This is a genomic window from Treponema vincentii, assembly GCF_010365865.1.
Classification (GTDB): domain Bacteria; phylum Spirochaetota; class Spirochaetia; order Treponematales; family Treponemataceae; genus Treponema.
The window spans coordinates 501260-519390 of record NZ_CP048020.1 but is presented as its reverse complement, the minus strand read 5'-3'; the positions used below and the strand labels follow the sequence as shown (position 1 = coordinate 519390).

At 45.1% G+C, this 18131-nt stretch carries 16 protein-coding genes and 3 tRNA genes; 7 read left to right on the top strand and 12 right to left on the bottom strand.

The features are described 5' to 3' along the window. Positions 1-104: 104 nt before the first annotated feature. The gene (locus tag GWP43_RS02395) at positions 105-1526 is read right to left on the bottom strand and encodes an alpha-L-fucosidase (protein WP_162662414.1); all 1422 of its coding nucleotides are present in this window, start codon (positions 1524-1526) and stop codon (positions 105-107) included. Positions 1527-1746: 220 nt separating this feature from the next. Here GWP43_RS02395 and GWP43_RS02390 point away from each other — a divergent pair, with 220 nt between their 5' ends. The 3 genes from GWP43_RS02390 to GWP43_RS02380 all read left to right on the top strand — a co-directional run bounded on the left by GWP43_RS02390 (position 1747) and on the right by GWP43_RS02380 (position 5338). After that, on the top strand, positions 1747-2661 hold the full coding sequence (locus GWP43_RS02390; RefSeq protein ID WP_162662412.1) for an ABC transporter permease: 915 nt from the start codon (positions 1747-1749) through the stop codon (positions 2659-2661). Then, positions 2655-3584 carry a carbohydrate ABC transporter permease gene (locus GWP43_RS02385; protein WP_162662410.1) on the top strand — a complete coding sequence of 310 codons (930 nt, stop codon included), beginning with the start codon at positions 2655-2657 and terminating at the stop codon, positions 3582-3584. Before GWP43_RS02390 ends, GWP43_RS02385 begins: the two co-directional genes overlap by 7 nt. Before the next feature lie 71 nt (positions 3585-3655). Next, entirely contained in the window at positions 3656-5338 is a 1683-nt protein-coding gene (locus GWP43_RS02380; protein ID WP_162662408.1) for an ABC transporter substrate-binding protein, read from the top strand. 59 nt (positions 5339-5397) lie between these two features. Here the strand turns inward: GWP43_RS02380 and GWP43_RS15180 are convergent, their stop codons facing one another. After that, the gene (locus GWP43_RS15180) at positions 5398-5520 is read right to left on the bottom strand and encodes a hypothetical protein (RefSeq protein ID WP_269138867.1); all 123 of its coding nucleotides are present in this window, start codon (positions 5518-5520) and stop codon (positions 5398-5400) included. Between the two features lie 327 nt (positions 5521-5847). Here GWP43_RS15180 and GWP43_RS02375 point away from each other — a divergent pair, with 327 nt between their 5' ends. Continuing rightward, on the top strand, positions 5848-6516 hold the full coding sequence (locus GWP43_RS02375) for a class I SAM-dependent methyltransferase (protein ID WP_162662406.1): 669 nt from the start codon (positions 5848-5850) through the stop codon (positions 6514-6516). A gap of 474 nt (positions 6517-6990) precedes the next feature. Then, positions 6991-8346, top strand: a complete 1356-nt coding sequence (locus tag GWP43_RS02370) for a helix-turn-helix domain-containing protein (protein WP_162662404.1) — start codon at positions 6991-6993, stop codon at positions 8344-8346. On the opposite strand, the gene GWP43_RS02365 is transcribed toward GWP43_RS02370, so the two are convergent. Then, the gene (locus tag GWP43_RS02365) at positions 8343-9941 is read right to left on the bottom strand and encodes a UDP-N-acetylmuramoyl-L-alanyl-D-glutamate--2,6-diaminopimelate ligase (protein WP_162662403.1); all 1599 of its coding nucleotides are present in this window, start codon (positions 9939-9941) and stop codon (positions 8343-8345) included. The two genes, GWP43_RS02370 and GWP43_RS02365, sit on opposite strands and share 4 nt — an antisense overlap. 255 nt (positions 9942-10196) lie before the next feature. Between GWP43_RS02365 and GWP43_RS02360 the strand changes: the two genes are divergently transcribed. Beyond that, complete coding sequence (locus GWP43_RS02360; RefSeq protein WP_162662401.1) at positions 10197-10616, top strand: hypothetical protein; 420 nt, start codon at positions 10197-10199, stop codon at positions 10614-10616. A 155-nt stretch (positions 10617-10771) separates the two neighbouring features. On the opposite strand, the gene clpX is transcribed toward GWP43_RS02360, so the two are convergent. The 9 genes from clpX to GWP43_RS02315 all read right to left on the bottom strand — a co-directional run bounded on the left by clpX (position 10772) and on the right by GWP43_RS02315 (position 17756). Continuing rightward, positions 10772-12016 (bottom strand): ATP-dependent Clp protease ATP-binding subunit ClpX, encoded by a 1245-nt coding sequence (gene clpX, locus GWP43_RS02355; protein ID WP_162662399.1) that lies wholly within the window; start codon positions 12014-12016, stop codon positions 10772-10774. Further along, positions 12009-12614: an ATP-dependent Clp endopeptidase proteolytic subunit ClpP gene (clpP, locus tag GWP43_RS02350; RefSeq protein ID WP_016523077.1), complete on the bottom strand. Its 606-nt coding sequence runs from the start codon at positions 12612-12614 to the stop codon at positions 12009-12011. Before clpP ends, clpX begins: the two co-directional genes overlap by 8 nt. After that, positions 12595-13986: a trigger factor gene (gene tig / locus GWP43_RS02345; RefSeq protein WP_162662397.1), complete on the bottom strand. Its 1392-nt coding sequence runs from the start codon at positions 13984-13986 to the stop codon at positions 12595-12597. The genes clpP and tig overlap by 20 nt, the downstream gene beginning before the upstream one ends. A gap of 111 nt (positions 13987-14097) precedes the next feature. Continuing rightward, positions 14098-14169, bottom strand: a tRNA-Gly gene (locus GWP43_RS02340). Positions 14170-14204: 35 nt separating this feature from the next. Next, positions 14205-14284 (bottom strand) — tRNA-Leu (locus GWP43_RS02335). Between the two features lie 84 nt (positions 14285-14368). Then, positions 14369-14441, bottom strand: a tRNA-Lys gene (locus GWP43_RS02330). Between the two features lie 580 nt (positions 14442-15021). After that, positions 15022-16011, bottom strand: coding sequence for a formylglycine-generating enzyme family protein (locus GWP43_RS02325; RefSeq protein WP_162662395.1), 990 nt, complete (start codon positions 16009-16011; stop codon positions 15022-15024). 661 nt (positions 16012-16672) lie between these two features. Further along, a complete protein-coding gene (locus GWP43_RS02320; protein ID WP_162662393.1) occupies positions 16673-17080 on the bottom strand; it encodes a hemerythrin domain-containing protein in 408 nt (135 codons plus the stop codon). Between the two features lie 97 nt (positions 17081-17177). Continuing rightward, positions 17178-17756, bottom strand: a complete 579-nt coding sequence (locus GWP43_RS02315; protein ID WP_162662391.1) for a hypothetical protein — start codon at positions 17754-17756, stop codon at positions 17178-17180. A 24-nt stretch (positions 17757-17780) separates the two neighbouring features. Between GWP43_RS02315 and GWP43_RS15355 the strand changes: the two genes are divergently transcribed. Next, positions 17781-18110: a metallophosphoesterase family protein gene (locus GWP43_RS15355; protein ID WP_330997091.1), complete on the top strand. Its 330-nt coding sequence runs from the start codon at positions 17781-17783 to the stop codon at positions 18108-18110. Positions 18111-18131: the final 21 nt, after the last annotated feature.

The window sequence follows — 18131 nt, the reverse complement described above, 5'->3', positions numbered from 1 at the left end:
ATTATAGATATTTCTCATTCTCTGTCAATGAGAACGGAACGTGTACGTTGTTCGCACGTCAATGCAACAGTTTCTAAAGTTCACGCTTTGTTCACCCGTCGCATTTAAAGTTGTTTTTCCAAGGTCAGCACTATGCTGTCAGGGATGAGTTCCCCGCGGCAGTTGGGTGCCCCAACGGTGGAAAGCTCCAGTGTGCATATACGGCGGTTTTGTGGTAAGCGGTAGCAAGAGTTGATAAGACCGCATGTTTTTCCCTTGCAGAGCGAAAAATACAGCCGCGTATCGTCATCTTCAAAGCAGAGCTTTATATCTTCTTTTAGAGGGGAAACACACTTCCAACCTAACATAAGGACCGTTTGAGCAGATTCAGGCGAAACGGCCAACCGCCAGCGTTTTCCCGTTATAATCGGCCGCAGGGTATAGTATTCACCGCCCGTATAGCGAAAAAGGTTTGTACAAACGGTCAACCGGAAAGAACCGTCTTTTTCTGCCTGAATAGGGGGAACATGAAACGCTGCTGTTTGACCTTCATCCCTGCCGAAACTGCGCACGGGCGGAAGAGGGGTTTCGCGTAAACTGCAGCCGATCCCCTCTAAGACTTCTTTTTCAAAGGGAATAACCTTACCGGTATTATCCGGCCCGATATTCAGAAGGTAGTTACCACCGCCGGATACGACACGGCGTAAACTTCCGGTTAATTCGGCAATTTTTTCATCAATGCTGCCGCGTTCCTGCCAGCTTTTATATCCCCATGTTTCTTTATAGATAGAAGCCGGCGTTTGCCATGGAATGTTTAATTCGTATTCATTCGCCGGCAATTCGGGTATTGCATTATCCGGAAGTGTAGCAAAGTCGCCCATATCGTTCCATATACGCCCGTTAATCATAATGTGTTTTTGGAGCGAATGTACAAGCGCATACATATCCTTCGATTGTTCGGCGGTCGGGTATCCCATATCGAGCCATAATTCGCAAATCTCGCCGTAGTTTGTCAGCAGCTCGGTTAACTGAGCGCAGTTATATTCATGGTGTTTCGGCGGAATACGGTCGGAATTGTGAGCGCTTATCGGAAGAGCATCAGGGCAGTGCCAGTCGATGAGTGAAAAATATACTCCGAACGCAAGCCCTTCTTTTTTACAAGCTGCGCTGAGTTCGGCAACGATATCCCGCTTACAAGCCGCATTCATACTATTATACGATGTAGTCTTTGTATTAAAAAGACAAAAGCCATCATGATGCTTCGAGGTAACCACTACATAACGCATTCCGGCAGCCTTGGCAAGGCGGACAATCGATTCCGCATTGAAATCGGGTATGAGAAATTCATGCAGTAAAGCTTCATAGTCGGCTTGCGGAAGCTCCCCGTGAGAAAGTATTTGTTCACAATACCCCCTTTTGACGGGGAGCCCCTTCCAACAGCCGCCCGCAAGCGAGTAGAGGCCGAAGTGGATAAACATACCGAATTGTAGGCTTTGCCACCTCTGTATTGTCTGTAATTGATGTTCCGTATATAAACTTGTTTTCATATATCCTCCGAACAGCGTCGAGGTATTCAAACCCTCCGCACGAATAACGGCACGCCTGTGCAACTATTGTACTTGATATGCCGGCAAAATAAAGGGGTATTTTGATGGTGTTCAAAAAATGACCTTTTTTACATAAAATACCTCTTTTTTTTATATCAGCATACCTGATTTTTAAATATCAACACTTTCAAATTGGAAGAACCGGTGTAATACTATATATATGTTAAGTAAAAACACAAAACGCCAATTACGTGCGCATTGGCAATTTTATGTCATTATCGCCTTACCGATGCTGTATTTTATCGTATTTAAGTACGTGCCGATGTACGGTATCCTGCTTGCCTTCAAAAAATACCGTATTTCGAAAGGTATTTGGGGAAGTCCGTGGGTAGGTTTGGCGCAGTTTGTCAAATTCTTCAGTAATCCTTCTGCGCTGCAAATTATGTGGAACACGTTCATCCTGAGTATGTATGCGCTGTTTGCCTCAATTCCGATTGCGGTTATTATGGCACTTGCATTGAACGAAACGCAAAACAGGCTCTGGCGTAAATCCGTTCAAATGGTGACGTATGCGCCGTATTTTATTTCGACGGTGGTTATGGTCTCAATTTTGATGCAGTTTATGGATCCTGCGTTGGGACTGTTCAATGTAATACGGGCGGAATTCGGGCTTGAGCCCTTAAATTTTATGGGGGAGCCGAAACTTTTCCGGCATATCTATGTGTGGTCGGCCTTATGGCAGAATACCGGTTATAATGCCATTATTTATCTTGCGGCACTTACCTCCGTCGACCCCGGATTGTATGAAGCCGCGCGTGTAGACGGCGTAAATAAATTTCAGAAAATTTGGTATATCGATTTGCCGTGTATCAGAAACACGATTGTTATCATGTTTATTTTGAACATGGGTTTTGTTATGAGCTTAGGTTTTGAAAAGGCCTTTTTGATGCAAAATCCGCTCAATCTGGAAACTGCCGAAATCATGTCGACGTATGTGTATAAGATGGGGTTGGTCAATAACGATTTCAGCTATTCAACCGCTATCGGCGTTATCAATTCTCTTATCAACGTAGCGCTTATTCTGCTCTTTAACTATCTGGCAAAGCTGCGGCAAAAGGACGGCGGGCTATGGTAAAAACTCAGTATTCTATATGGAAGAAACAACAATCATCGAAAATTCGGGAAACGCCTTTTGACAATCTCTTTAACGGGATAAACAATGTCTTTTTGGGATTGTGTTTTATCATCGTTTTGTATCCGCTATTGTATATTATTGCCTGTTCTTTGAGCGATCCTAAGGCGGTGATTGAGCATCGGGTTACACTCTTTCCGGTCAATTTCGATTTAACGGCATACAAGGCGGTTTTTGCAAACAAGGATATCGGACTGGGATACCTCAACTCCATCATCTATGTGGCGCTCGGAACTTTTATCAGCGTGTCTCTTTCGATGCTGCTGGCGTATCCGCTTTCGCGCAAAGAGTTTTACGGAAGAAAATTCGTGACCAAGTTTATTATGGCGACGATGCTTTTTTCCGGCGGACTGATACCGCTGTATTTTGTCGTAAAAGGGATCGGACTTTACAATACCCGCTGGGCGCTTGTGCTCCCCAATGCGGTCAATGTGTGGAACGTTATCATCGCGCGCACATTTTTACAGGAAACCATCACCAATGAGCTGTATGACGCTGCGCAAATAGACGGATGTTCCGATCTGCGCTTCTTCTTTACGGTAGTGCTTCCGTTGTCGGGAGCTATTATCGCGGTGCTGTCGCTCTTCTATGCGGTGGTGCTTTGGAATAGCTATTTTGACGCCTTAGTGTTCTTGCAGGATAAAAAGCTCTATCCGCTGCAGATTGTGCTGCGCAATATTTTAATCGTGAATAAAACGAACCCGACCATGCTGTCGGATGTAAGCGCTGCCGTCCGTGTCCAGGGACTTGCGGAAACCGTTAAGTATGCACTCATCGTGGTAGCCAGCCTGCCGCTCTTGGTTATTTATCCGTTTGTACAAAAATATTTTGTAAAAGGCGTGATGATTGGCTCCGTAAAGGGCTAAAAATAGTGAAAATCAGGCTATAAGCCGATTTTAGATATCGATATTAGATATCTAACTAGATAGGAGGGAATATGAAAAGGATCACCGGTATTGTGTGCGCTACGGCGCTTATTGCATGCGTTATCATCAGCGGATGCAAAGCATCGGAAACTGCGGAAAAAGGGAAGTACACGCCTAAAGGAACGTACCCCATCGTTACCGAGCCTATTACCGTGAATATCATGGTAGCTCAGCCGCCTTGTGTTGAAGATTTTAACACAAATGAATTTTCTAAATTTATGGAAGAGAAAACCGGCGTTAAAGTAAATTGGATTATGGTGCCGGAGCAAGCAGCGGCGGAGAAATTACCGCTCACCCTTGCAGGCGGCGATTTGCCTGACGCTTTCTTAGGTATGGGGATCGGTTTTAAAGAAGAAACAACCTACGGTACCGAAGAAAAATTATTTATGCCGCTTAATAAATACTATTCTGACGGTACGTTGCCCAATTTAACTAAGGCTTTAGAAGATTTTCCGGGAGCAATGGGCTTTATGACCATGACCGACGGCAATATCTACTCGCTGCCTCGTCTGGAAGTCTGCTATCATTGTACGAATGCCGCGAAGATGTTTGTGTACAAGCCATTCCTCGATAAACTCGGTTTGAAAGTACCGGAAACCATCGATGAGTTCTATGACACGCTCGTTGCCATCCGCGATAACGATCCCAACGGTAACGGTAAAAAAGATGAAATACCGCTTGCCGGTTCCATTATCGGCTGGAATGATCAGGTTGAACGATTTATCATCAACTCGTTTATCTACTGTGATCTTGATACCAATATTTCTGCGGGGGCGGAAGGTAATGTCGGGTATTTGTTAAACGATAAAAAAATCGATACTGCGGTAAATAAACCCGCATATCGTGAAGCCTTACAATTTATCAATAAGCTCTATAAAGAAGGCCTGATTTATAACGGTTCCTTTACACAGGATTCAAGTCAGCTGACACAGTTAGTTGAAAGTTCCGCACAGCCGGTAGTCGGCTTTGTCGCCGGCGGCTGGAGAGGCCAATTCTCATCATTAAGCGGAGAGCGTTTCCTGCACTTCCAAGCTATTGCACCGTTACAGGGACTGCACGGAGTACGCGAAGCCGTAAACTTCTTGTCCGTACCGGGAACCGGCGCCCTCGTTCTTTCGTCAAAAACACCCCATGCCGAGGCAATCCTCCGCTACTTTGATTACATGTACAGCACCGAAGGTACGCTTAAGCAGAAATACGGTAATGAAGGTGATGCATGGGCATGGGCAGCCGAAGGAGATGTCGGCTTAGACGGTCAAAAAGCAATCTGGAAACAGCTGAAACCGTGGAACGACAAAGACCCGCAGAACGTAACCTTTATTCAAGGACAGACCATTGCCGAAATCTCATCCTTCCGACTCGGACAGGCTGTTGACCTCAGCGGCGACTACTATGCACCGAAAAACCTTGAGAAAGTTCTCTACGATGAAACTCATAATCTATATAAGCCCTATGCAGATGTCAACAAAGAAGTGCCGCCGTTAAAGTACACTGCAGAAGAAATTGAAAAATTCTCTACAGTGAAGCAAGAGCTTGCCAACTATATCCGCCAGAGCGCCGTTAAATTCATGGTCGGTACCATGGATATCAACAGCGATACGGAATGGGATAACTATCTAAAGAATTTGGATAAGCTCCAGCTGTCTGCAGTTCTTGAGAATATGCAGGGGGCTTATAACCGACAGTACAAATAAGCCTTTTATCTTTTGCAAATATGCGGGCATCTACTTCGTTGTTACACAAAAATTAATCCTCAACGTGCAAAAAGCACGCCTGCGGTTAATTTTTGTTCACGCCTCGTATCTGCTCCGCCTATTTGCAAAAGCGCTGGAAAGGCAGAAGCGGCACGGATGCCGCTGGTTCCAAGCAGAAGCAAGTTTGCTCCTGCAAACTTGTAGCCCAAAAATGAACAAGGATGTTTATTTTTGGGCGTGCCTGCGGGTGTTTTTTGCTCGCGCCTTGTATCTTCAGAACGTCCAAGGATGGACGGGGTGTAACGCAGAAACGAGTTCGCAATGCGAACTCGTAGCCCACGAATGTACACGGATGTACATTCGTGGGCGGGGATGTCCGGGGTGATAACCAGTAGCGAGATTTGTGTTATGCACAAATCTCGTCGTTGAACAGCGTACAGGGATGTACGCTGTTCAACAGGCTATTTGAAAAAGCGCTGGAAAGGCAAAAGCTGCAAGGTGGTATATATATGGTAGAACATAAAGCATGGGATTGGGAGAAAATAGAAACGGATATATGGTACCGGCCAGCGGAAATTGCGTATTATTTGGCGGAGCGATGGAAGCAAAAGGGGTATTCGCATTTTCTTGATCTCGGTTGCGGATTGGGGCGGCATTCGCTGTTTTTTGCAAGAAAAGGTTTTACCGTTCATTCAATCGATTTATCGGAGAGTGCTGTTGAGGGGCTGCGTGCAACCGCTGTGGAACAAAATTTACCGATTACCGCTCAATGCGGCGATATGAGCGCGCTGCCGTATCAGGATGATGCGTTCGATTGTCTCCTTGCGTACCATGTGATTTCTCATACGGATACTGCCGGTATTAAAAAAATACTTTCTGAAATAAGACGGGTCGTAAAAAACGGCGGCGAAGTGTATCTTACGCTCTGCTCAAAAAATGCGTGGAGCTATAAGGAGGCAGGATTTCCCGTCGTTGATGAAAATACCGTCATTAAAGTTGAAGATGGGCCGGAAAACGGTATTCCCCACTTTTTTACCGATGCGGAAACCATTCCGGCGCTTTTGCAGGACATACATATTATCAGTATGCAGCATACGCAAGATGTTATCGTTAATGGGAAGCCCTACGGTTCTTGGCATTTCTTTATATTGGGTGAAAACCGGAAACCTCGTTTTTAGCGATGCCCTATAGCTTCAGTTTTTTAGGAGCATCCTAACCTAACAGGGCAACCGCATTATAAAATATTTTCAGAGGTTATCCTCCTTCTGTACGAAATTTTACTTAAAATTTCGTACATTTTTTCCAACAGACAGGTAAATGCATCAGGTAGAGTAGATAAAAATCGCGGAAAAGTTGAGACTGTGAGACCATTTGAACCGCGAAGAGGTTCAACTCTGGTCGAATAGTCTCAACTTTTCCGCTGGGTTGTTAAAAAAACGGCCTGATGCGTTTACCTTGCCTAAACTAATCTAAATTTTTGCATTTTTACTCTAAACATGGTATACTTTTTTTTTATTGTGCCGATTCGATCGCTACGCCGAAACATACAGAAAATTTCCGCTTCCCGTTCTTTATTTGCACTATGCTGTGTTGCCTGTGTCGTGATAGCTGTCACTGAATACCGGTTTTTCCGCCGTGCAATAAAAAAACAAATGGATACCTGTAAAAACACTTTGATTAAAACGGCCGATGCCCTTCATTTAACAATGAGTGAAATACAGCGGTTCTCTTATATGCTGATGATCAATACCGATGTACAAGCCTTTGTAATGCAGAATACGATTGCACAAGGTTCTGCCGATATACAAATACTTATCAATGCACAACGTCAGCTATCCTATGTCAAATCGGTGCATCCGGCAATCGATTCGCTGTATCTTTATTCTAAAAAAAGCGACTATTTAGTGGAAGCGGACAATGCTTTTTTTGATATAGATACCATGTATACAACTCTTTTTACATTCCAAGATTTAAACAGCAGACAATGGCGGGAATACTATCTACGACCTGTGTATGTCAATGCATGGCTGCCCGAATCCTCGGTGGTTTCTAAAGGAATGCAGAGGAAGCTTCTTGTATTTGAACAGACCTTTCCTTTGCAAAACACGGCAGCAAATGCAGGAAAGCTCATAATACTTTTAAAAACAAGCTATTTTGAAGGGCTTTTTTCCGCTCTTCCAGCTTTTACCAAAGCCGTCTTTTGGCTTATCGACAGCAAAGGTAGGCCATTGCTTATTCGTCCGGACGAGGCAACAAAAGGAACTGAACCCGTACAATCTGAAATACAAACAATACTATCGACCTTGCCAAAATCGATACAAAACGCAGACGAAAGAAACGAGCCGATAATCATTACACAACAGCGTATACGCGGCAAATCTTATTTTCTCTTTGCACAACCGATACGGGGCACCGATACTGTCCTTTTCGTAAGCATTCCGCAATTTACATTTGTTCAGCACATAGTAACCGGACGTTTTGCCGTATCCGCCGTGTTTATGATTTGTCTCTTATCTTATATCGGATATACAGCCGTATTATTGCTCCGCGTACCGCGAAAAAGTTCTTTGCAGACCTCTCCCTGCTCATTTTCGGAATCTCAACCCTCCGCACGAATAAACGACAACAAACATGCGGTGCCGGCAGATGTATGTCAAGGAAAAGATATAACCCTCATGAATCATATTGCCGAATATATAGAACAATCTTATGCAAATCCGCTTTTAAATCTTTCTCAAATGGCTCAAGATTTCGGTATGACGGAGAATTTTCTATACTATTTCTTTCGTACCAGAATGCAAAAAAGTTTTGCTCAATATTTGGAAGATAAACGGCTCGAAAAAGCTCAAGCGCTGATTGCGGAGAACACGAAAGAATCTCTTAGTGCTTTGGCCGAACACTGCGGCTATGCAAATACACAAACGTTCCGCCGTGCTTTTAAAAAGCGGTACGGACTTACACCTTCGGAATTTAAACGCCAAGTATTTGCAGTAAATCCTACACATTAAAAATCCTGCAATTCCCGCAGGGCATTGTGCGCTTCGGTATACTCGTCATAGGGTACGGTGCCGTTTTTCCCGATAATCGAATTTTCGTGCCCCTTTCCAAGCAACAATACCGCATCATTCGGTTGCGCAAGGGAAAATGCTTTACGGACGGCAGCCGACCGGTCGGGAATGATAAACAGTTCTTCGCCGCGCTTCTTGTTAGGACAGCCGGCGGCAATCATCTCCAAAAGCTCGACAGGGTCTTCGCCGCGGGGGTCTTCATCGGTGAGGATGATCGTATCGCAGTATTCTCCGGCAATTCTTCCCTGCTCCGGCCGCTTAACGGTATCGCGCTCTCCGCCCGAACCGAATACGGCAATCACGCGGCCGCCTTTCGCTTTAATACGGTCACGAACAGACGGCATAATCGCTTGGAATGATGACGGCGTATGCGCATAATCGATAAGCACCTCAAAGCGCTGTCCCGCTTCAACACGGCACATTCTCCCCCTTACCGGTACAAGCCGATTCAGCAACGGCACAAGCATATCAAACGACAGTCCCGTTAAATTATGAATGGCAATAAGAGAAGCAAGAATATTGTACACATTAAAAAAGCCGGTTACCGAAGCGGCGGCCTCATACGTTTTTTGCACACCGTTCAACGATGCGTGAATGGTAAAGGTTAAACTGTTCTCCCCTTCATGAATGTTATCAGCCGATAAGCCGCCTGCAAAGTTTGAGAACGGAACAGCCGCAGCAGCGCCATCGATATTTTTTCGCACGGAAAATCCGAATACGGGCTGATTTGTTGCCTGTGCAAAATAGGCGGCAGACGGATCTTCAAGATTGACGATACCGAAGGCCGCAACCATTCCGTTTTTTTTCTTATGGTCATGGGTATCTAATGACCGAAATAAATTCGCTTTATCGTAGCGGTATTGTTCAAAGGTACCGTGAAATTCCAAATGTTCTTGCGTCACATTCATAAATATGCCTGCATCGAAATGCACATGCAATAGCCGCGCCGTTCGGGGAGAAAGCCCGTGAGAAGATGCTTCCACAACGGCGTATTCGCAGCCGTTATCCCGCATACGGGCAAGCCGTTCCTGCACCGTAATCGATTCGGGGGTAGTCTGATGCGCCGGATTGGCGACCGACTCATCTCCAAACGAAAAAGATACGGTCGAAGAAAACCCTGCCTTTTTTCCGGCAAGCCGCAGCAGCTGCCAGATAAAATCGACGGTACTCGTTTTTCCTTCCGTACCGGTTACTCCGATCGTTACCAAGTCTTTGGAAGGTTCGTCAAAAAAAACGGCAGCCGCAGCGGCCATTGCAGCGCGAACATCCGGCACTTGAACGTAACAAATATGCTCTTGATATAATGGAAGCGTTTTTTCATGAATAACCGCAACGGCACCCTTCGCAATAGCCGCATCGATAAACTTTGAACCATCGGTATGCACCCCGGGCAAGGCAAAAAAAGCAGCTCCCGTTTGTACTTCACGCGAATCATACGAAAGCGAATGCACCGTAACATCTGCCCCGTGCACTTCTATCGGCTCTATAGAAAAAAGACATTGAAGAATTGATTTTGCATAGCGGTTATTACACATGTGAACCTCTAAAAACCTCAGACTTTAGAGGTTTTTCTTAGATTTGATTGCGGGAAGTATAAACGGCAAGCAGTATTCAGACAAGGGGGAGAAATAATTCATAAATTATTTAGAATCCGAATTGAGCAAACAATTTCCAGCATTTTCAATCACCAATACCGTAAAAATATAGCGGCTATCCGCCGATATTATACAGGACATCTTTAAAAATAGAAGTTTTAGGATGTCTCTTACAAAAGATACTCGGAGGTTTTTATGAGACGAAGTATGGGGATCACCATCTTACAAATTGCACTTGTTTTTTTCTTACTGGTTAGCGGCGTAACAGGACTTATGCAATCCACTGCCGGTAATTTAAATCCGGTAGTTACCTTTCTTACACAGCTGGTAAAAAGTTCAACAATAAGCACAATCATCATCATCGCGATTGCCGTATGTGAACTTATCGCCGGTTTTTTCCTGCTGATGGGGCTATTTACACTCTCCCCTCAAATTTTAAATGTAATCTTAATTATTTTTATCGTTTTATGGATCATCAATATTATTTTGATTGATTTTATCGGAACATTTAACAGCGGCATACATGGTGTGCACGGTTTACTAACCTACCTGCAGCAGCTCTCTGCTCACCTGATGGTACTGGGCGCACTCATCTGTGTACAATATCGCAACTAAACCGCAACTCATTTTTTTAATTAAAGCGACGCGAATATAAAAAGAGCCGACGCTAACGGTTGAAGTTTTAGCTTCTGTCCGTTTAATGCACCGGCTCTTTTTATGGCATTTGATGTTATTTAAAAAATAAACCAAACAAAATACAATTCGGCAAACTATGCCGTTTTTTCCGAGATCAGCTTTAACTCAGGCTTTTCCGTTTCTTCAATAACCTTCTTTGTGATATGCAAGGATTTTTGGCCTTTCATTGAAGGCGCTTCAAACATTGCATCAAGCATCAGTTTTTCTACGATAGAACGGAGACCTCGTGCACCGGTATTTTGATCCAGCGCTTGTTGCGAAATAGCGTCAAGTGCGGCATCATCAAAAGTCAGTTTAACATTATCAAGCTTAAACGATTCTTGGAACTGTTTGATAATCGCGTTCTTAGGTTCAACAAGAATACGGCGCAAATCTGCAAGTTTTAAATCGTTAAGCGAGACACTGATGGGAAGCCGTCCGATCAATTCGGGAATAATACCGAACTTTACCAAATCGTCGGGAATGAGCTTGTCATATAATTCCTGCAAATTTTTTTCTTTTGCAGACCGTACATCCGCACCAAAGCCCATAGGATTCTCTGCAACTCGCGTCTGAATAATTGCATCAAGCCCGACAAAAGCGCCACCGCAGATAAACAGAATATTGGATGTATCAATCTTCAGCATATCCTGATTAGGGTGCTTACGGCCACCTTGCGGAGGCACCGAAGCAACGGTTCCCTCGACAATTTTTAGCAGAGCCTGCTGGACGCCTTCGCCTGAAACATCACGGGTAATCGACACGTTTTCACTTTTCCGCGCAATCTTATCAATTTCATCAATAAAGATAATACCTCGTTCTGCACGGGCAATATCGCCATCAGCATTCTGGATAAGCTTTAAAAGGATATTTTCGACATCTTCTCCGACATAACCGGCCTCGGTTAAAGTAGTCGCGTCTGCGATAGCGAAGGGCACCTTCATCTTTTGTGCAAGCGTCCGCGCCAGCAGCGTTTTTCCCGAACCGGTCGAGCCTATCAGTAAAACATTGGATTTTTCAATAACAACAGCATTCCGATCTATAGGAGGATGCATAATTCGCTTATAATGATTATAAACGGCAACAGATAAAACTCGCTTGGCTTTCTCTTGCCCGATGACATATTCATCAAGATAGGCCTTTAATTCCATCGGCGTCGGAATATCCCCCGAAAGCTGTAAAGGCATTGCCATCTTATAGGCGGCCAAATATTCTTTGCAAAGCTGGATACAATGATCGCAGATGGCAACTCCCGGAACGGGGACAATTTTACGGCCTGCATCCTCACGCTTTCCGCAGAAAGAGCAAACCAAAGAAGGATCACTTCTTAATTTAGGCATTTTTTCTCCTATCCATGACCATATCGACAATGCCGTATTCGCAAGCCTCCTGCGCAGACATAAAAAAATCCCGCTCCATATCCTCGGCAACTGTCTTTTCCGTTTTCCCGGTATGATGGGCACAGTATTGAATAATCAGTTTTTTTAACCGGAGTATTTCCCGTGCCTGTATGGTAATATCACTGGCTTGCCCCTGTGCGCCGCCCCACGGTTGGTGGATCATCACGCGAGAGGAAGGTAGTGCAAAGCGTTTCCCTTTGCTTCCACCTGCCAAAAGTACGGCAGCCATACTTGCAGCCTGTCCGAGACAGATGGTCTGCACATGAGGATGAATATGCTGCATCGTATCGTAAACGGCAAGTCCCGCCGTTACCGAACCTCCGGGGCTGTTGATATAAAGACTGATATCTTTGTCGGGATTCTGGGACTCCAGAAAAAGCAATTGTGCAACAACCAAATCGGCGGTTGCATCGGTTATCTCACCGTCGACAAAGATAATACGGTCTTTTAACAGGCGCGAAAAAATATCGTAGCTGCGTTCCCCGTTTCCTGTCTGCTCAATAACATAGGGAACAAGGCTATGCATCTGTTCCGACATCGGCAGCTCCCTCTCCAAGTAATTGTTCCACCGTCAGCTTTTCGCCCGGTTTTACCGTTGATTTCTCAAAAAGCTGTGCGTAGAGTTTTTTCTCTTTAATATCATCGATTAAATATTCTTTTTCGCGGGGACTACCCTCATAATGCTTTTTAACATCCGCCGTTGAAGCTCCTGTACGTTCGGCTATCGAAGCATATTCCGCTTCAACATCTTCCGGTGAGGCAGCGATTTCCCGTTCTTCCATCAATTTTTCGACAATGACGCGGGTCTTAAGCCGCAGCTCCGCCTCTGCTCGCCATTCAGCCATCGCAGATTCCTTAGAAAACTTACCGTTTACACCGCCCGTCAGTTTTTCCAAGTTGTCGGGCGACATACCTAACCGCTGTGCCAGCATAGCCCATCGGCCTTCAAGTTCCGCCTTAATCATAGATTCAGGCAGTTCAATGGGATTAGCTTCCGCCATCTGTTTAAGCAGGTTGTCGGTCTTTTTCCGCTCCAAAACATCTTCTACCTGACGTGTAAGGTTTTTCGATATGTCGGCTTTTAAGTCGGCAAGCGTCTTGTATTTTTCGCTTACATCCTGCGCAAGATCATCGTCGATAGCAGGCAAGTCTTTGCGCTTCAACGCGGTAACGGTAACCTTTAACTTGATTGTCTTCCCTGCAAGCTCTTTGTCGGCATATCCGGTAGGGTATGTCTTGGTGATAACCTTTTCTTCGCCTTTCTTCATACCGATAAGCTCATCGTCTACGCCGTAATGGAACTGCCCCTTGCCGACGGTAAATACAAAATCGTTGCGTTTTGAACTTTCGATTTCCGCATCGGCATCATCAAGCTGCACGTAATTAATGGTTACGATATTATCTTTTTGCACGGTGTCGTTATCGCCACAATCGATAACAAGTGCATTACGTTCCCGTATCAGCTCCAATTCTTTTTCGATATCGGCATCGGTAACGGCTACCTCAGGCACGGACACTGTAAAACCTTCTACCTTGGAGATTTCTACTTTAGGAAGTACATCATACAGAACGGTAAACACCAAGTCGGAGTCGAGTTTGAAATCGGGTGTGCCATCAAGTTCAGGCTGCGAATACGGCAACGGCCGTGAATATTTATCCGCAGCTTCAAACACTTCTTCCAATACATTCTGAATTACTTCGTCATACGTTTCGGCACGTAGCGTATCACCGAATTTCTGTTCAAGGATTTTTACCGGTACTTTGCCTTTACGAAAGCCCGGTATCTGGAGCTGTTTCGCATATTTTTTCGTTAAAAGCGCATATCGGTTTTGCACCTCATCCTGTTTAACGGTAATCGAAAGTTTCATCCGAGACTTTTCGATAGGGGTAAATTCTTTCGTAAAATTCATTGGCATGTCCTTATGATTCTAAAAGGGTTTCTCGCAAGAGAACTTTATTCTTCACCGGCACTATCCGGTTAAAAAAAAAGCGATTCGGATGTACCGAATCGCTTCTGCAAGAGCGGGAAACGGGGATTGAACCCGCGACATCCACCTTGGCAAGGTGGCGCTCTACCACTGAGCTATTCCCGCAAAATATATCGCTCGGTATGTACAGTGTGGAATCCTGCGAGAGGAGGGACTTGAACCCTCACGCCGAGGCACCAGATCCTAAGTCTGGCGTGTCTGCCAATTCCACCACTCTCGCTCACAAAGTGAGTCGAAACAATATACCGATGATTCTTAGGAATGTCAAGTCCTAGCCTTTAGGCTACTTACCTTCCTATTCATCTGAGCCATGCAGGCTTCGAACCTGCGACCCACAGATTAAGAGTCTGTTGCTCTACCAGCTGAGCTAATGGCCCGTTACATAACCGTCTTAGCAAGACTGAACGAGTATTCCATAATTTCAAAAGAAAGTCAAGGAGTTAGGGGAAGACTTTTCTTTTTTTTCGATAAAAAGAAAAGTCTTCCCCTATGACCCCATCTAAAGAAAAACGGCGACTTAGTTGGATTGCTAGCTAGCGTTGCAATCCAGCCCTAAGAACCCACCTTGGTTCCAAAGCATAGTTCTGAAAATAAAAGCTAAACAGTGGTGACTTTCACACTAACTCGTTTCAGTACCGCCGTCCGTGGCGGATGGTGCGAGATTTATATTGAACTAAAACTTCTCTACCTTCCAGTCTCTTATCGTTCGTTTTTCTTCATCAAATCCTGTTTAATATCCCCCCCCCTCCTTGGCGGATATGCACACGCTCTACAGCAAAACACGTGCACCTCTACACATTTTGCCTGTTCGGATTCGCCACATACCGCCACGGACGGCGGCGGTTCCAAACAGTAGTAAGTTTTTCGATAGAAAAACTTATCGTTGAGCAGTGTACACGGACGTACACTGCTCAACAGCCCGCAGCTGCTCTACCTCTCCGGCAAAATGTGTGAGCTCTAGGGACGCGAGACCAGCCGCAAGCCACGAATGCTGCGGCGGCTGCCGGGATTGCTGATGCCCCGATACGCACGAGCGGCGTCGCCTGCATAGCCGTCCCAGCTGCCGCCGCGATCGACGCGGTCAGCACCGGGAGCAGCAGGGCCAGTCGGGTCATGCCCGCCCGCAGGCGTAGTGTTGCTATACCAGTCCCAGCACCATTCCCATACGTTCCCGCTCATGTCGTATAAGCCGTATCCGTTCGCAGTCTGCTTCCTTACTTCATGCGTTTGATTATTACTATTAGCCCTGTACCACGCATAGTCTTTAAGTTCGCTTTCGACATTTGTTCCAGACCATTTATAGTCTTTTCCGCCCATAGCTGCCCATTCCCATTCCGCTTCCGTCGGTAACCGGAACCCTTTTTTATTCATGTCTGTATACAAATACACCTCTTTTTTTGCACCTGCATCTTCTTTTGTATACACGTTCGTATAACCTGCATCACTATAGTACAGACATTCACTCTCTCCTAACCCCGCTACCTTCTTGGTAAGCTCATTGCAGAACGCTATACACTCATACCAGTCCACGCTTTCCACCGGTCGCTTTTCTTGCGTTTCGCCGGATACAGGTTCTTTACCGGAAGTGCCGTCATAATAACTCGGATTATTGCTCATCACAGCCTGCCACAGCTCCTGCGTTACTTCCGTTTCGCCTATCCGGTAGGCAGTAAGGCTTACCGTATGCACTCCGTTATCACTCTCATCGATGTGCCCAAGGTTTCCGTTTGTTACCGCTGCAATCCCTTTCATCGTAAACTCTACGCCGCCTACTACACCCTTACCGGTCGCTGCATTATAACTACCGGCAGATGCAGGCGGTGTGATACTGCCTCCGCTGTTACCACCCGCGGCATTGGGACAGCCGGTAAACACTAACACTGCTGTAAGCAGCACTGCCGCTGCTAAACCTAAGAGCTTTCCGCTCTTTTCCTTTTTAGTATTCATACGTATTTCTCCTCTATTATCATTATTTTGCCTCAAAGCACCAAAGGCTTCGCTTATGGCTTTCATCCATTACAAATTACCAATTACGGCTCCGTTTACCCTGAATCAAACCATACTGCAGGACGGCTTCGACAATAAAAAACTGTGTTGATAATATGTTTATAATGAAGACGTTTTTGCATATCTAACGCACAAAATATGCCCAAGGCAGCAAAGTAGCGTCTGTGTGTAAATTTAAAAACACTAACACCGCTTGTGCCGTCTGCAAAAATTGATGAGAAATAATGATGTTGTTGTCTGAATGAAAAGGCTGCCCGTTTATCAGAGCGCAGACAGACTTTACGCCTGAGTTGCTGAGTGATTATGCCGACGAAGCTATGTGTGTAAAGTCAACTACCTTTTGAAAATATGCGGGTATCTGCGTTGTCGCTACGCCGAAATAAATGCTCAACGTATACCCGATACGTCTCCGCTTTATTTCGACTAGGCTCCTAGCATCTACTCCGCCTATTTTCAAAAGGCTATTTTTAAAAGCTGTGGTTTGCGCTTTTGGGGGAGAGTTTTTATACTGCGGTAATACGGTTCTGAAACTCAGCATAGAAATAATATAGGAGCAAAAAAAGGAAATTGCAAGTCCGCGCATTGCCTTTTCGGGAAACTTTTAAACAGTAAACGTATACAGTTCTTTTTCTTCGCGATCCATACGCATCAATAATGCATCCCGAACTTTTTTGAAAGTCCGCTTAAATTCATCGATATCCGCAAGTATTTTTGACGGCGTGTTGAATTTTTTATGAAAGGCGAGATACGAATCCGCTATGCCGGTCATTTCATTCATATATGATCGGGTAATTGATCGAATTTTCTCATCGCTGCTCTCCAATAATTTTGGATAAACAAAATGATCCTCGGAGGCAAGGTGCATATTCAATACACCCGTTGTTTTATTAATAAGCTCTGCAATTAATGGAGCATTTGCCTTGTCTATAGTACCGTTTACAAGGTTGGTTAGCTGGCGAAGGTAATCTTGCATGACCCGATGCTTTGTTATGTATAAATCCATGTCCATATCATATCTCCTAATGGTTTATAAAATAACTATTTATTAAAAGGAAAGCAACCGCTTGAAAGATTTCTGAGGCGGACGTCATGGAGCTAGCAGGCGGCTATAACGCTTTAAGATAGCGCAATATCTTTTGTGGGTTTGCTTGAGCTCGTTTTTGCAGCCGCTCGAAAGCTTCTTTTGTTTCAGTTGCGGAACCGCTGAGTAATAAAGCATTTCGTTTCCATAGAAACCAAAGATAATGCATCTCAGGATGAACATACAGCCGTTTACGTTCCAACTCGGTCTGTAGATCACCGGCAAGTTCAAGATGATTGGCTTCTCCCGATAACCAAAACACCCCCGCATCGCAAAAGCAGATCACAACCCGTTGGAAACCGCGGGCAGCCGCATCATCGTTGACAAAATCTTCTACAATAAGTTGAATTGAACCGAGCGATAAATCATATCCTTCCAGACGCAGCGCTTTTCTCAATGCAATGATTTCTCCCCGTATCGATGCACGTACCGCATCATTTTTTTCTATTTGCAGCTGTTTACGCCATAGGGCAAACTGCTGTTCATAATTTCGCTGCAAGGGGGTAGAAGCAAGAAAATGTTCGGTCTCGGAGAGCAGTTTCCAATCCGATTGAAAGCTATCCCGGAGGTTGTTGAAAAGTCTTGTTGTAAGTTTTTCCGGCATACGGTATGATATATTCCTCTCATTATGAAGATACTGGTAACGGCCGATATCCATGCAAACATGGAAGCACTCAACGCTGTGCTGGATTCCGTCGAAGGGCAGTATGGCGGCTTTATCTCGCTTGGCGATATGGTCGGCTACGGTCCCGATCCCGAAGCGTGCATACAGCAAATAAAAGAATTGAAAAGACACATCCGTCCATGTATTCTTCTGGCGGGTAATCACGAAGCGGGATTATTAAAGCGACTCCCGAGCAGCTGGTTCGGTGAAAACGCACACCGATCGCTAAAAAAGACTGCACAGCTTATCTCGTGGAAAAGCCGATTCTTTTTGGCAGGGCTGCACCCTCTCTAATTTTTATCCGAAAAGACGCTG